Below are 15,221 nucleotides of genomic sequence, written 5' to 3'. Positions count from 1 at the left end.
CCCGATGCTGAACCTGCTGACCGACATTCCCGGGATCCGGGTCGGCCATGCCGACGATCCGGCGCTCCGATCCGGCGTCACCGTGGTGCTGTTCGACCACCCGATGATCGCGGCCGCCAGCCTGCTCGGGGGTGCGCCGGCATCACGGGAAGCGGCGTTGCTGGATCTCGACATGACGGTCGAGCACGTCCAGGCCGTCGTGCTGTCGGGCGGATCGACCTATGGGCTCGACGCCACCTCGGGGGTACAGGCCGCCTTGCGCGAGGATTTCGCAGCCGACCCGGTGCCGGGCGTGATCCGCGTGCCGCTGGTGGTGCAGGCCAGCCTGTTCGACCTGGCCAATGGCGGCGACAAGGAATGGGGCCGCTACTCCCCGTACACCCGGCTCGGCTATGACGCCGCGCGTGCCGCCGAGGCCGGACGCTTCGGGCTCGGCAGCGTCGGGGCCGGGCTTGGCGCTACCACCGCAACCCTGAAGGGCGGAATTGGCTCGGCCAGCATGACGACGCCGGAGGGCCATCGCGTCGCGGCCCTGGTCGCGGTGAATGCCGTCGGCAGTGCCACCGTCGGCGACGGACCGCATTTCTGGTCGGCCCCGTTCGAACGGGATAGCGAGTTCGGCGGCCGCGGCCTGCCCGCCGCATTCACCGACGACGCGCTGCAGCTGCGCGTGAAGCCGGTCGCGGTGTGGGGCACCACGATCGGCATCGTCGCCACCGACGCCAGCCTGACCGCGAAACAGGCCAGGCGCCTGGCGATCCTGGCGCAGGACGGCGTGGCGCGCGCCGTGCTGCCGGCGCATCTGCCACGCGACGGCGATACGGTGTTCGGCGTTTCGACCGGTGCCAGGGCGCTCGGCGGTGGTGATGCCGAACTGTCCGGCCTCTGCCTCGCCGCCACCCTGGTCATGGCCCGGGCCATCGCACGCGGCGTCTTCGAGGCGCGGTCGCAAGGCTGGCCGGGCGAACAACCCTGCTGGCACAGCCGGTTCGGGAACGCTGGCACCGCATCCGGAGCATCGCATGACCCCTGAGCTCGGCGGCAGCCTCGAGGAAATCCGCCCCGGACGTCGCCTGCACGTGGCGGTCCGGGACATCGGCGCCGACACCACGCTGTTCTTCCTGCACGGCGCCGGCGGCAACAAGGAGCAGTGGCGCTTCCAGTGGGACTCCCTGGGCGATGTCGGGTGCAATCTGGTCGCCTGGGACGCGATCGGCCACGGACGCAGCCCGAAGCCCCGGAAGCTCGCAGGCTATGCCGGCACCGAGCTGGTCGCCGATGCGCGCGTGATGCTGGATCGCCACCGCACGAGGCGCACGATCCTGGTCGCCCATTCCTACGGCACGCGTGTGGCACTCGCGCTGCTGCTGCAGGGTGTGCCGATCGACGGACTGGTGCTGGTGGGCCCCCCGCCGCTGGGGCAGCTCTCCGGCCGGCGCCTGCTGGGCGGCGTGCTGGGCCTGCTGCCATTGCCGCTGCTGGAGCTGGCGCGGCCGCTCCTGGCGCATGGTTTCCGGCAGCGTGCCTGGCATCCGGATGCGGATCCTGAAATGGTCCGCACCGAGGAGCGCGCCGCGCGCCGTAACCGCCTGTCGATGATGCAGGCGCTGCTGGCAAATGCGCCGGTGCTCGACGAGGATAGGGTGTCGGAGCCGCGGCTGCCGATCCTGGTGCTGGCCGGCGAACAGGACGGGATCGTGCCGATCGATATCGTCGCCCGGCTGACGGCGCTGCTGCCCGGGGCCGAGTTGCGCCGGATCGACCGGTGCGGCCACCAGGTCATGCTGGAGCGACCCGGGGACACCGACCGGGCGATCCGGGACATGATCCTGGCGGTCCGGAAGGCTCAAGTGCCATGAACCGGGATTGCTTCGGCAACACGCTGTCCGCAAGCCGCCCGGAGACCGCCGCGGCGGTCGACGATTTCGCGCTCGGGCTGCTCGGGTACGACAAGCGGATCGTCAACATCCTGGATGCTGCCGACCGGGATACGGACTGCCTGGCGAACGTCTATGCCGGCCTGCTGTGGATGCTGTCGGAAACCGGGGCGGTCCCGGAGGACGCGCGGCGCTATTTGAACCGTGCCCAGGACGCCACCGGCGCCGCCAACGATCGTGAGCGCAGGGCCGTTTCGGTACTGCAATGCTGGATCGAGGATGACCTGCCGCGCTCGATCGTGCGCATCGAGGACATCCTCGCCGCCTATCCGCGCGACCTGGTGATGCTCAAGTTGCACCAGTACCACGACTTCAACAGCGGCGACTTCCCGGCGATGCTGCGCGTGGCGCTGGCAGGCCTGGCAGCCGCACCGGACATCGGCTTCGTGCATGGCATGGCGGCGTTCGGCTACGAGCAGTGCCACCTGCTGGAGAAGGCCGAGACTGCAGCACGCACGGCCCTGGCACTGGGACCGGATCCGTGGGCGCAGCACGCGCTGGCCCACGTGATGCTGACCCAGGGCCGCACCGATGAAGGCGCGCGGTTTCTGGAATCGATGCGCGACAGCTGGAGCGGCCTGACGTCGTTCATGGTCACGCACCAATGGTGGCACCTGGCGCTGTTCTACCTGAGCCAGGGCCGCAACGACGAGGCGCTGGCGGCATACGACGATCATTGCTGGTCGATGAGCCGCGATTTCTCGCAGGACCAGATCGGTGCGGTGTCGCTGCTGGCCCGGTTCGAGTTCGCCGGCATCGATGCAGGCCCGCGCTGGAACGATCTCGGACGGTATCTTTCCGCCCGCGCCGGCGACGTCACCAATCCGTTCCTGTCGTTGCAGTATCTCTATGGCCTGGCGCGTGCCGGGCGTCCGGAGGCAGGCCACCTGCTGCAGGCGATCCGTGATGCAGCGGCGCTCCGGGATCGGCCGTGCGACGCGGTGTGGCGCGAGGTGGCGCTGCCGATCGCCGAGGGTCTGCTGGCGCATGCGAACGGCGACCCGGAAAGCGCGCTCCGTTTTCTCGACGCACCGTTCGGGCGACTTGCGGAGATCGGCGGCAGCCACGCCCAGCGCGATCTCTTCGAGCAGATCCTGCTCGACTGCCTGCTGAAGACGCGGCGCCTGCCCCGCGCGCAGCAATTGCTGGAGATGCGGCGCGGCTTCGATCCCGACGGCGTCGCGCTGAACCGGATCCTGGCCGGCGTCTATGACGATCTGGGGCTGCCGACGCTCGCTGCAGAAGCGCGTGCCCGTGCCGCATTGACGATGTCCCGGCATCGCCCGTCGGCGTGCCGGCCGCCTGAGGCAGCGACCGCTCCACGATGAGGCTCTGGAAAGACAGCCAGACCCGGCGCCCTGCCTTCTGCATCCTGTCGTGCCTTGCAGTTGTGCAGGAATGCCTGGCCCGGGCGACAATGCCCGCCATCCGTTAACACTCTCCGAAGTCTTTGCTGGCAGGATGGCGTGACTGGGGGTCAAGCCGATGCCGATGGAGCCAGGCGCCTGTAAGTTGGATCGGGCGGACCCGGTCGATCCCGTGCGACTGACGGCCACCGGGGACGCGGCTCTGCAAAACCGGGATTATGCGGCAACGGTGGCCGCCTTCGAGCAGGTCGTGCCGCTCAGGCCCGATGACGTTCGGGTGCTGCTCAATCTCGGTGGCGCACTGAAGGAGCTCGGGCGGTTCGAGGAGGCGCTCGGCTTTCTGCGGCGCGCCGTCTCCCTGGACCCGGCGCGGCATGCTGCGTGGTCCAATATCGGCACCGTGTGTCTCGAGCTGCAGCGCTATGACGACGCGATCGCCGCGTTCTCGAACGCGTTGCGCCTGAAGCCCGATCATGGGCCTGCACTGTCCGGGCTGGGCGTGACCCTGCGGCGTCGGGGCCTGCCGATCGAGGCGCTGGGCCTGCTTGATCTTGCAATCGCCGCGTCCCCGGACGATGCCGACCTCCGGACCGCTCGCTCGTTCGCCTATCTTGCAGCCGGCGACTACCGGAAAGGCTTTGCCGAGTACGAATGGCGGCTGCACACCCGCATTTTCTCCGACGGCCTGCCCAAGGGCCCGTCATGGAAGGGCGAGCCGCTGGCCGGCCGCACTCTGCTGCTGCACGGAGAGGGTGGTCTCGGTGACATCCTGCAGTTCTGCCGCTTCATCCCACTCCTGCACGCACTGGATTGCCGGCTGGTGATGCAGGTGCCTCAGCCGCTGGTCCGCCTGATGTCCCGCATATTCGGCATTCCCGTCCTGGCCGACGCAGCCGCCCTGCCCCCCTACGACCTGTTCTGCTCGCTGATGAGCCTGCCTTACGTCTTGGGCATGACGATCGACACGGTGCCGTGCGCCGGTGGCTACCTGGTGGCGGATCCCGACATCGTCGCACGGTGGCAGACGGTGCTCGATCGCGATGCAGCCGACCGCCATCCCGGGCCGGGGTCGCATCGGCCGCCGCTGAAGGTGGGGCTGGTCTGGTCCGGCGGCAGGCGACCCTGGCATCTCGAGAACCTGCTCATGGACAGCCGGCGCTCGACAAGCCTGTCCGCGCTGGCACCCTTGGCACGCTGCGCCGACGATGCCGTGTTCTACAGCCTGCAACTTGGCGAGGCCGCCGCCGAGATCACCGATCCGGCGGGTGCCCTGCCGATCATCGATCACACCGCACTGATCAGGGATTTCGACGACACCGCAGGCCTCGTGTCGCTACTCGACCTGGTCATCGCGGTGGATACCTCGACGGCGCATCTGGCCGCTGCCCTCGGTCGGCCGGTCTGGCTACTCTCGCGCTACGACCAGTGCTGGCGCTGGCTTCCCGGGCGGACGGACACGCCGTGGTATCGCAGCATGCGGATCCATACCCAGCCAGCCCCGTTCGACTGGGGCAGCCCGATCGCGAAGGTGACCGCCGATCTGCTGGATTGGTCGATCGATCCCCTACCGCGTCGCGGGAGAGAAGCGTCCTGAGAAACGGTAGCGCGCGGCGGGATAGGTCAGCCGGACATCGGTCACGAGGGCCCCCTGCAGCCAGGTGCGCCGGTGCAGTGTCAGGCACGCATCGCCAGGCGCGATCGCCAGGCGGGTCGCGAGCATGGCCGACGCGCCGATCGCGGAGATCACGTGCTCGGCCTCGCTCCAGGGGATGTGGCGCAGCAGCCAGGTTCCGGGCGGGATCGCGACGAAGTCCTGCACTTCGGCATCCGGAACGACGTCAAGCACGATCAGCCGCTGCTCCCAGGCGATCGGCTGGCCACCCAGCTCATGCAGGCAGGTGACGGCGCGCACACCTGTCCCGGCCCCGAGCCCAAGCTCGCGGACTTCTGCACGGGTCGCGGCGCGCAGGCGGCTGGACCCGATCGTGTGGCGGTAGCACTGGCCGGTGCGACGCGCCTGCTCGGCAAAGTCCTCGATCTCGAGCACCGAACGTTCCGCCGGTGGGCTGGCAACAAAGGTGCCCGCCCGCTTGCGCCTGACGATCAGGCCGCGAGTGGCCATGGTGCCCAGCACCTTGCTGACGGTCATCCGCGAACAGCCGTACTGCGCCATGAGCGCATGCTCGGGCGGGATGCGATGTCCCGGGGGCCAATCGCCGGACAGGATACGCGCCTCGAGTTCCGCCTCGATGCGGCCGCCGATGGTCTGCAGCATGGGCGCGACTTTCTGCAGCATCACGCCAGCATCAGACGGCGCACGCAGGCGCGGTAGGCGGTGCGGACCTCGCCTGCCGCACGGTGCTGCCCATCCGCGACCAGGTGGTTGCCGGCGACCCAGACGTCACGCACCGGCGATCGCGCTGCGGCGAACAGCCAGGCATCGAGCCGCGTGGACACGCTGGCGGCGTCGAAACACACGGCCTCGGCGTCGAGCCCGACGATGTCGGCCGGAGAGCCCGGGGCCAGGATCGCCGGCGCCACGCCCAATGCTGCAGCGCCACCGGACCACGCGGCATCGAGCAGCGAGGCGCCGGTCGAGGCCCCCTGCCCCGAGGCGAGCACGTTGCGCCGCCGGGTGGCGAGGCGCTGGGCGTATTCGAGCTGCCGGAGCTCGGCGGCGACGTCGATCTGGATGTTGCTGTCGGTGCCGATGGCGATGCGACCGCCTGCAGACTGCCAGGCGGCCGCCGGAAAGATGCCGTCGCCGAGCGAGGCCTCGGTGAGCGGGCACAGCCCGACCGTCGCATCGGTGGCGGCGAGACGGGCGGTCTCCGCAGCGGTCATGTGGGTTGCATGGATCAGGCACCAGCGCGCATCGAGCGGAGCATGGTCGAGCAGCCATTCGACCGGACGCTGGCCGGTGCTGGCGAGGCAGGCCTCGACCTCCCGGGTCTGTTCGGCCGCATGGATATGGATCGGACGCGAGCCCGCCAGCGCCACGAGCGCCAGAAGCTCGTCCGCAGAGACCGCGCGCAGACTGTGCGGTGCGATGCCGATGGTGGCGCCGTCGAGCGGGCGGATCAGGTCGGCGGCACGGTCGAGGAGTTGCGCGTAGCTGTCGAGGGAGTGGATGAAGCGGCGCTGGCCGGGCTCGGGCGGAGCCGCGCCGAAATCCCCGTGCGCGTAGAAGCATGGCAGCAGGGTGAGCCGGATGCCGGTGCGATCGGCCGCGGCTGCGATGCGGGCGCACAATTCCCCCGGGTCGGCGTAGGGGCTCCCGTCGGGCGACCGGTGCACGTAGTGGAATTCGCCGACCCGCGTGAACCCGCCTGTCAGCATCTCGACATAGGCCTGGGCGGCGATCGCCTCGATATCCTCCGGCGTCATGCGGTCGAGGAAGCGATACATGATCTCGCGCCAGCTCCAGAAGCTATCCTCCGCGCTGAGCCGGCGCTCCGAAAGGCCGGCCATGCCACGCTGGAAGGCGTGGCTGTGCACGTTCTGGATGCCGGCGATGGCATAGCCGCCGCGGTGATCGCCAGCTTGCGGCCGCACGCCGCTCTCAATCGTGTCGATCATGCCGTTCGCCACGGTGATCCGGACCTCCCCGGCCCACCCTGTCGGCAGGAGCGCGCCCGCGAAGAACAGCGACGTCATCGGCACCCCACCCGTTTGACCTGGACATAACCGGACCGGACGGACAATGTATAGACATTAGACGCGGGAGGCGCCAATGCGGGTCGACACGATTTGGCGCGACTCGCGGCTGGCGACGATGACGACCGACACGCTCGGCATCGTCGAGAACGGGATGATCGCAGCACTGGACGGCAGGATCGTCTATTGCGGACCGGCAACGGATGCGCCGGCGATCGACGCGCGCGAAACCATCCATTGCGACGGACGCTGGATCACGCCCGGTCTGATCGACTGCCATACCCACCTGGTGTTCGGTGGGGACCGGGTCGACGAGTTCCGGCTCAGGCTTGCCGGCGCGCGATACGAGGATCTGGCTGCGGTCGGCGGCATCCGCGCCACAGTCGCCGCGACGCGCGCCGCCCCGGCGGACACGCTGCGCACGCAGGCCCTGGCGCGGCTCGACGTGATGATCGCCGCAGGTGTCACCACGCTTGAGGTGAAATCCGGCTACGGACTGGATGTGGAGACCGAAATCCGGCAGCTTGAGGTGGCCCGCTCGCTGGGCGAGCATCGGCGCGTGCACGTCTCGCCGAGCTATCTCGGTGCGCACGCGGTGCCGCCGGAGTACCTCGACAACGTCGACGGCTATCTCGATCTGGTCTGCACCCGGATGATCCCCGAAATTGCCTCCGGCCGTCTCGCAGACAGCGTCGATGCGTTCTGCGAGACGATCGCATTTTCCGCAGCGCAGGTCGCACGCGTATTCGGGGCCGCACATGCGCATGGGTTGCAGGTCCGGCTGCATGCAGACCAGCTCTCGGATCTTGGCGGCGCCGCACTTGCAGCCCGGTTCGGCGCCTTGTCGGCTGACCATCTGGAATATGCATCCGATGCCGGCGCGGCGGCGATGGCACGCAGCGGAACGGTGGCGGTGATCCTGCCGGGCGCCTTCCTGACGCTGCACGAGACACGCAAGCCGCCGATCGGCGCGTTCCGGCGGCATGGCGTGCGGATGGCGGTCGCGACCGATCTCAACCCCGGATCCTCGCCGCTCGTCTCCCCGTTGCTGGCGATGGGCCTGGCTGCGAACCTGTTCGGACTGACCATCGAGGAATGCCTGCTCGGCATGACACGCGAGGCGGCGCGCGCGCTGGGACGGCAGGATCGGGCCGGCACGCTGGAAGCCGGCCGCGACTGCGATCTTGCCATCTGGTCGATCGAACAACCGGCGGAGCTGGTCTATTGGCTCGGCCACAATCCGCTGCACCAAAGGGTTTTTTCCGGATCATGACACGGGTTGTTCTGACACCAGGCGACGTCCCGCTCTCAAGCTGGCGCGCGATCTATCGCGGCGCGGCGCCGGCGCTGGACCCGGCCTGCGGGCCCGTCATCGCCGAAAGTGCTGCAGCCGTCAGGACGATCCTCGAGCGCGGCGAGCCGGTGTACGGGATCAATACCGGGTTCGGGCGCCTGGCCTCGATCCGCATCGGCGACGCGGAACTCGAAACCCTCCAGCGCAACATCGTGCTGTCGCATGCGGCGGGGGTGGGCGAGCCGACGCCGGGGGCGATCTGCCGCCTGATGCTGGCGCTCAAGCTGGCGTCGCTGGCGCAGGGCGCGTCCGGGGTGCAGCCTGCGACGATGGCGCTCCTGGAGGCGATGCTGGCGCACCGGCTGGTACCGCTGGTGCCGGGCCAGGGCTCCGTCGGCGCGTCGGGCGACCTCGCACCGCTGGCGCACATGGCGGCGGCGATGATCGGTGTCGGCACGATCCTGCGCGACGGCGTTCCCGAACCGGCCGAAATCGCGCTGGCCGCATGCGGATTGGCGCCGGTGGTGCTCGGGCCGAAGGAGGGGCTGGCGCTGCTGAACGGCACGCAGTTCTCGACCGCCAACGCCCTGGCGGGATTGTTCGAGGCGGAGCGCCTGCTGGCCACCGCGGTTCTGACCGGTGCCATGTCCACCGATGCGGCACGTGGTTCCGATACCCCGTTCGACCCGCGCATCCATCGCTTGCGTCGCCATCGAGGACAGATCGACATTGCAGCGGCTTTGCGCACCGTGATGCAGGGCAGCGAGATCCGCGCCTCGCATCTGCAAGGCGACGAGCGGGTACAGGATCCGTACTGCCTGCGCTGCCAGCCGCAGGTGATGGGAGCGGTGCTCGATCTGCTGCGCCAGGCGGCGGCCACGCTGGGCACCGAGGCGAATGGCGTGACCGACAACCCGCTGATCATGACCGACACTGTCGAGGCCCTGTCCGGCGGCAACTTCCATGCCGAGCCGGTGGCGTTCGCGGCCGACATGATCGCGCTCGCACTCTGCGAAATCGGATCGATTGCCGAGCGACGCATCGCCATGCTGGTCGATCCGGCACTCTCCGGTCTGCCCGCGTTCCTCACGCCGCGGCCAGGCCTGAACTCGGGTTTCATGATCCCGCAGGTTACCGCCGCGGCCCTGGTATCGGAGAACAAGCAGCGCGCGACGCCGGCGAGCGTCGACAGCATCCCGACCTCGGCGAACCAGGAGGACCATGTCTCGATGGCCGCACACGGGGCGCGGCGGCTCCTGCCGATGGCTGAAAACCTGACCGCGATCCTGGGCATCGAACTGCTTTCGGCAGCACAGGGCTGCGACTTCCACCGACCGCTGCTCTCGAGCGCGCCGCTGGAGGCGGTCCGGTCGCTGCTGCGCCGGGACATCCCGATGCTGGACCAGGACCGGTTCTTCGCACCCGATATTGCGCATGCCTCGACCCTGGTGCGAAGCGGCGCGGTCCTGGATGCGGCGCCCGCGATGCCGGCGCTGGTCCTGACGTAAGGAGAAAGTCCGATGACCCGTCTCGATCGTTCCCGGATCATCCGTGCGGCCCGCGGCACCGCATTATCGGCGCGCTCGTGGCTCACGGAAGCGCCGTTGCGGATGCTGATGAACAATCTCGATCCGGAGGTCGCGGAGCGGCCGGAAGAACTCGTGGTTTATGGCGGGATCGGCCGGGCAGCGCGCGACTGGGAAAGCTTCGACGCGATCGTCGCGACACTCCGACGGTTGGAGAGCGACCAGACATTGCTGATCCAGTCGGGCAAGCCGGTGGGCGTGTTCCGCACCCACGAGAACGCGCCGCGGGTGCTGATCGCGAACTCGAACCTGGTGCCGCGCTGGGCCAACTGGGAGCATTTCAACGAGCTCGATCGGCGCGGGCTGATGATGTATGGCCAGATGACCGCCGGTTCCTGGATCTATATCGGCAGCCAGGGGATCGTCCAGGGCACCTACGAGACCTTCGTGGAGGCCGGTCGGCAGCATTACGGCGGCGACCTCAGCGGGCGCTGGATCCTGACCGGCGGGCTCGGCGGCATGGGTGCGGCACAACCGCTGGCGGCGGTGATGGCGGGGGCATCGTGTCTCGCGGTCGAGTGCCAGGAGAGCCGCATCGAGATGCGGCTACGCACGAAGTACCTCGATCTCCGCGCGGACGATATCGACCAGGCGCTCGAGATGATCGAGCGCGCACGCATCGACGGCAAGCCGGTGTCGGTTGGGCTGCTCGGAAACGCGGCCGACGTGTTCGGCGAGCTTGTGCGTCGTGGCGTGCGGCCGGACATGGTGACCGACCAGACCTCTGCGCATGACCCGCTGAACGGCTACCTGCCGCAGGGCTGGACGGTGCCGGGCTGGGAGCAGCGGCGGCTCGGCGATCCGTCCGGAACGGTGGCGGCGGCAAAGCGGTCGATGGCGGTACAGGTGGAAGCCATGCTCGCCTTCCACCGCATGGGCGTGCCGACCTTCGATTACGGCAACAACATTCGGCAGATGGCGCAGGAGGAGGGCGTCCCGGACGCGTTCGAGTTTCCCGGCTTCGTGCCCGCCTATATCCGTCCGTTGTTCTGCCGCGGCGTCGGGCCGTTCCGCTGGGTGGCGCTCTCCGGCGATCCCGAGGATATCTACCGCACGGATGAAAAGGTCCGCGAGCTCATGCCGAACGATGCGGCATTGCATCGCTGGCTCGACATGGCGCGGGCGCGGATCAGGTTCCAGGGCTTGCCGGCGCGGATCTGCTGGGTCGGGCTCGGCGACCGGCACCGGCTCGGCCTCGCCTTCAACGAGATGGTGGCGCGCGGCGAGCTCAAGGCGCCGGTGGTGATCGGCCGTGACCATCTCGACTCCGGATCGGTCGCCAGCCCGAACCGTGAAACCGAGGCGATGCAGGACGGATCCGATGCAGTGTCGGACTGGCCGCTTCTCAACGCGATGCTGAATACCGCGTCGGGTGCGACCTGGGTGTCGCTGCATCATGGCGGCGGCGTCGGCATGGGGTTCTCGCAGCATGCCGGCATGGTGGTGGTCTGTGATGGCACGCCGGAAGCTGCGGCACGGGTGGGTCGGGTGTTGTGGAACGACCCCGCGACCGGCGTGATGCGGCATGCGGATGCAGGATACGAGGCGGCGCTGGACTGCGCGCGGACGCACCAGCTCGATCTGCCGGGCATTCTTGGATGATCGTACCGCGGCCGGATGTCGCACTCGCGCACCGGCTGTTCCGGCAGCTGCATGACGACAGTGCGGACGGCGACGGTGTCACCCGGGATGCATACGGTCCAGGCGAGCAGCGTGCGCATGATCTGATCGCTGCAGAAGGCGCCAGGCTCGGATTGGAGCAGCATGTCGATCCCGCCGGCAACCTGCTGCTCACTTTGGCCGGGCGTGATCGTGGCGCGAAGCGTGTCCTGATCGGCAGCCATCTCGATTCCGTCGTCCGTGGCGGCGATTACGACGGGCCGGTGGGCGTGCTGGCGGGACTTGCCTGTCTCGCCGGAATGGTCGCGGCGGAGTTCCGTCCGGAGCGTGACATCGGGCTGATCGTCACCCGGGCAGAGGAGGCCGGCGCCTGGTTCGCGGTGAGCTTTCCGGGCAGCCGGGCGGCGCTCGGGACGCTCGAGAGGGAGGCCTTGTCGGTGCCACGGCGCGACACCGGCCGCACGCTCGCGCAGCATATGCGCGACGCCGGTTTCATGCCGGAACGGATCGAGCCCGGCGCCGGCTGGCTTGGCGCGGACAATGTCGCCGCGTTCCTGGAGGTGCATATCGAGCAGGGCCCGGTGCTGGATGGGCTCGATGTGCCGCTCGGGATCGTGACCGGCATTCCCGGCTCGCGGCGTCATCGCGCGATCCGGATCATCGGCGAGAGCAACCATTCAGGCGCCACACCACGCGCGTATCGACGCGACGCGGCAATGGCGGCCGCGGAACTGGCCTTCAGGCTCGACCAGGAATGGGCACGAATGCTGGCGGAAGGTCATGAGCTGGTCTGCACGGTTTGTGTCCTGGCGACAGGCGCGGATGCCGCGTTCACGCTGATCGCCGGGTCGGCCCGGATGGAGCTGGACATGCGCAGCGTCTCGCGCGACAGCCTGGACCTTCTGCACGACGCGCTCGAGCGGTTGGCGGCCGAGATCTCGGTGCGACGCCAGGTGACGATCGAGCTCGGCCCGGAAACCGGCAGCCAGGCCTGTGCCATGGCCGCCGGTATCCAGGCCGGACTGGCCCGGGCGGCAGCATCGCTGGGACACGCGACACACCGGATGGCGTCCGGGGGCGGACATGATGCGGCGGCGTTTGCGCAGGCCGGGGTGCCGGCGGGGATGCTGTTCGTGCGCAATCAGAACGGCAGTCACAGCCCACGCGAGGCGATGCACATGGCGGATTTCGACGTGGCGGCCGAAATGGTCATGCATTGGCTGCTGGCAGATCCTGCCGCCGCGGATGCCGGGCTCTGGGCCGGACGCCCGGATACAGACAACGGCCGGCCTTGACCGCTGCGGTCGATCCCCTATCGGCCGGGCGGCATTGGCGCGAGGAACGCCTCGACCGTCTGCACATAGGCGTCCGGCTCCTCGTACGAGGGAAGATGTCCGCTGCGCTCGAAGACGTGGAAACGGGCGCCCGGGATCGCCTTGAACATTTTCCAGGCGGTGACGAAGGCGACGTTGAGATCGAACCTTCCTGTCAGGATCAACGTAGGCGCCGTAATCCGGTGCAGCTCCGGACCGAGATCGACCTTCTCCACCGCATCCGACATGCGGTCCGAAACCTGGGGCGAAATCGTGAGCCCGTGGAAACCGGCAAGGTAGCGCGACGCCAGATCGGGATCATAGAAACACTCCCGCATATGCGTACGCAGTTGCAGCTCCGCGGCGGCCTGCGGGTTCAGGCTCTTGGCTTGCGCGTCGGTCGCCTCGTCGAGATCGGGGAAGACATCCGGCAACGGATGAGCCATCCCGTTCACCGACGCCAGGCCGTCACTGACCACCAGGCGACGGACATGCTCCGGGTGGGCTAGCGAGTAGGCGAGAACGATCAATCCGCCGAACGAGTCTCCCAGCACATCGACCCGCTCGGCTCCCAACGCACGCCGCACGGCATCGAGATCAGCGACCTGCGCCTCCAGCGTCTGCGGCGCGTCCGCCCGGCGCAACACCGAGCCGCCGACGCCGCGCTGGTCGTAGAACACGACGGTCCGGGTCCGCGACAACCGGGCCCAGACGTCGTTCTGCAGCATGTAGGCGTGGGTTAGGCCGGGGCCGCCATTCACCACCACCAGAGGCACGGCACCGGTGGTGGCCCCGACGCGATCGTAGGCGAGATCGACATCCGGCGTGCGGACGATCTCGCTCGCCTGCACCGGGTGCACGCACATGGAAATCGCCAACCCGACGAGTCCAGCAACGGTCGATCCGCGCATCCACTGCTTCGTCATGTCGGTAGAGACCCCATCTCGGTTCGGACGATCAGGGCATTAGCTGTGGCTGCCGGCAGCGTCCACCCCGGCGAGCGCATCGCGGGGCGGACCGAGCCACGGTTCGAAATTCCGCCACTGGTCGAGGCCGTCCTTGAAGATCGGTCGGCGCACCTGTTCCGAAATGGCGGTGCGGACGCTTTTCTCGGTCCTGTGGAACTCGATGCAGCGCGGGTCGAACGGCAAGTGGCAGAACTCGAGCAGGCGCCTGACGCTGGCCGCGAGATCCTCGACCACGTCCTCGTGCTGAACACGCAGGATCCACCCGGGCAGCCGGGAAGGCCCTGATGGCGCGACTGCCTTGTCGTCAGGCAATGGCCCTGTTCAAAGGCGTGCGGCCGCCCTTGAATGGTGCGTCATGACGACGTCGCCATCGGCTTCAACGGTGGAATCGAACGGCAGCGGATGCGGTCCGGGATGATGCGGTCGGACCGCGTAGCGGGTCGCGACGTCGAAATAGCCGCGATAGATCGGGATCGAGCGTCCGGCGATCAGGCGGCTTCGTGACACCCGCCACGCCGCGGGCAGGGTGTACCAGGGCAATCCGGGCCGCTCGTGGTGCAGCGCATGCAGGTTGTTGTGCAGGAACAACAAACCGAGGAGCCCGGCGCGCTCAACCACCGCGGTCCGGTCCGCTGGATCGTCCGCCGCCTGATGCTCGGCAAGCGAGCGGATCATGATCAGCGCGGTCCCGGGGTAAACGAAGCACAGGAGGTAGGCGAGTACCTCGATCCTGCATACGCCGACCACCCAGACCATCACCCCGGCGACGCCGGCGGCATGGCCGAGCCAGACCCGCCATCGTGCGAGCGGCCGCCCGACCAGCCGGAACTGCGCGATCCAGAACAGCGTGATGGCGAGCAGTGGTCCGAGCAGCAGCCGTCCGACCGTGGTGTTGCAGGCCGTGTGCAGCTGCCGCCGCCATGGCGGAGCCGCCCGCCAGGCTTCCGGCGACAGATAGGTGCTTTCCGGATCCTCGAGCGGATCGGTCAGGTAGGCGTGGCGGTGATGGCGCAGGTGCTGCTCTCGATAGAGGCTGTAGGGCAGCCAGAGATTGAGCGGCGGACTGGCCAGCGCCGTGTTGATGCGCTCGTTGCGCGTCGGATGGCCGTGCATGAGCTCGTGCTGCAGCGACATCTGCCACGCGCAGATCCACGCGGCCAATGGCAGCACGACAAGGAGCGGGAGCCGGTTCCACCAGAACGTCAGGGCCAGCCAGCTGCCATAGATCATTACCGCCAGCACCCAGGTCGGCGCCTCGAGACGCAGCGCCAGCCGATGAAGTGCCGCTCCGACCCGCATCCTGTCCCTCCTGCCGCAAGGCAAACACCGCGCCGGCGGCGGCTCTAGCTACAGGATGCGCGCATATCCTTAAGAACGGGTTGCCGCGTTTGCCCCCGGAGTGCTTCATTTGCGCTTTGAACGCCGCAGCTGTTGTATTGTCACGACATATGCGGATCGATCGCTCCACAGGACGGATGC

General features: G+C 68.6%; 13 protein-coding genes. 8 read left to right on the top strand and 5 right to left on the bottom strand.

What is annotated here, in order from left to right:
* Positions 1-4 precede the first annotated feature (4 nt).
* From ACOEQ2_RS12930 to ACOEQ2_RS12915, 4 genes are all read left to right on the top strand, one after another.
* Complete coding sequence (locus ACOEQ2_RS12930) at positions 5-1,033, top strand: P1 family peptidase (protein ID WP_419728381.1); 1,029 nt, start codon at positions 5-7, stop codon at positions 1,031-1,033.
* Positions 1,023-1,859, top strand: coding sequence for an alpha/beta fold hydrolase (locus tag ACOEQ2_RS12925; protein WP_419728380.1), 837 nt, complete (start codon positions 1,023-1,025; stop codon positions 1,857-1,859). The genes ACOEQ2_RS12930 and ACOEQ2_RS12925 overlap by 11 nt, the downstream gene beginning before the upstream one ends.
* Positions 1,856-3,265 (top strand): tetratricopeptide repeat protein, encoded by a 1,410-nt coding sequence (locus tag ACOEQ2_RS12920; protein WP_419728379.1) that lies wholly within the window; start codon positions 1,856-1,858, stop codon positions 3,263-3,265. Before ACOEQ2_RS12925 ends, ACOEQ2_RS12920 begins: the two co-directional genes overlap by 4 nt.
* Before the next feature lie 184 nt (positions 3,266-3,449).
* On the top strand, positions 3,450-4,898 hold the full coding sequence (locus tag ACOEQ2_RS12915) for a tetratricopeptide repeat protein (protein WP_419728378.1): 1,449 nt from the start codon (positions 3,450-3,452) through the stop codon (positions 4,896-4,898).
* Here the strand turns inward: ACOEQ2_RS12915 and ACOEQ2_RS12910 are convergent.
* Positions 4,869-5,600, bottom strand: coding sequence for a UTRA domain-containing protein (locus ACOEQ2_RS12910; protein WP_419728377.1), 732 nt, complete (start codon positions 5,598-5,600; stop codon positions 4,869-4,871). The genes ACOEQ2_RS12915 and ACOEQ2_RS12910 overlap by 30 nt on opposite strands.
* A complete protein-coding gene (locus ACOEQ2_RS12905) occupies positions 5,600-6,961 on the bottom strand; it encodes a formimidoylglutamate deiminase (RefSeq protein WP_419728376.1) in 1,362 nt (453 codons plus the stop codon). Before ACOEQ2_RS12905 ends, ACOEQ2_RS12910 begins: the two co-directional genes overlap by 1 nt.
* A gap of 76 nt (positions 6,962-7,037) precedes the next feature.
* On the opposite strand from ACOEQ2_RS12905, the gene hutI reads away from it, so the two are divergent.
* The 4 genes from hutI to ACOEQ2_RS12885 are packed head-to-tail and all read left to right on the top strand — an operon-like array spanning position 7,038 to position 12,756.
* Positions 7,038-8,234, top strand: a complete 1,197-nt coding sequence (gene hutI / locus ACOEQ2_RS12900; protein WP_419728375.1) for an imidazolonepropionase — start codon at positions 7,038-7,040, stop codon at positions 8,232-8,234.
* Entirely contained in the window at positions 8,231-9,763 is a 1,533-nt protein-coding gene (gene hutH / locus ACOEQ2_RS12895) for a histidine ammonia-lyase (RefSeq protein WP_419728374.1), read from the top strand. Before hutI ends, hutH begins: the two co-directional genes overlap by 4 nt.
* 12 nt (positions 9,764-9,775) lie before the next feature.
* Positions 9,776-11,443: a urocanate hydratase gene (gene hutU, locus ACOEQ2_RS12890; RefSeq protein ID WP_419728373.1), complete on the top strand. Its 1,668-nt coding sequence runs from the start codon at positions 9,776-9,778 to the stop codon at positions 11,441-11,443.
* Positions 11,440-12,756, top strand: coding sequence for a hydantoinase/carbamoylase family amidase (locus tag ACOEQ2_RS12885; protein ID WP_419728372.1), 1,317 nt, complete (start codon positions 11,440-11,442; stop codon positions 12,754-12,756). Before hutU ends, ACOEQ2_RS12885 begins: the two co-directional genes overlap by 4 nt.
* Before the next feature lie 17 nt (positions 12,757-12,773).
* On the opposite strand, the gene ACOEQ2_RS12880 is transcribed toward ACOEQ2_RS12885, so the two are convergent.
* Genes ACOEQ2_RS12880 through ACOEQ2_RS12870 form a run of 3 tightly spaced genes read right to left on the bottom strand, consistent with a single transcriptional unit; the run spans position 12,774 to position 15,041 of the window.
* Positions 12,774-13,700, bottom strand: coding sequence for an alpha/beta fold hydrolase (locus ACOEQ2_RS12880; RefSeq protein ID WP_419728371.1), 927 nt, complete (start codon positions 13,698-13,700; stop codon positions 12,774-12,776).
* 39 nt (positions 13,701-13,739) lie between these two features.
* The gene (locus ACOEQ2_RS12875) at positions 13,740-14,054 is read right to left on the bottom strand and encodes a hypothetical protein (protein ID WP_419728370.1); all 315 of its coding nucleotides are present in this window, start codon (positions 14,052-14,054) and stop codon (positions 13,740-13,742) included.
* Positions 14,055-14,063: 9 nt separating this feature from the next.
* The gene (locus tag ACOEQ2_RS12870) at positions 14,064-15,041 is read right to left on the bottom strand and encodes a fatty acid desaturase (RefSeq protein WP_419728369.1); all 978 of its coding nucleotides are present in this window, start codon (positions 15,039-15,041) and stop codon (positions 14,064-14,066) included.
* Positions 15,042-15,221: the final 180 nt, after the last annotated feature.

The organism is Lichenicola sp. (genome assembly GCF_965198575.1).
GTDB lineage: Bacteria > Pseudomonadota > Alphaproteobacteria > Acetobacterales > Acetobacteraceae > Lichenicola.
Note: the sequence above shows the minus strand (reverse complement) of the source record. Positions and strands in the feature narration are given on the sequence as shown.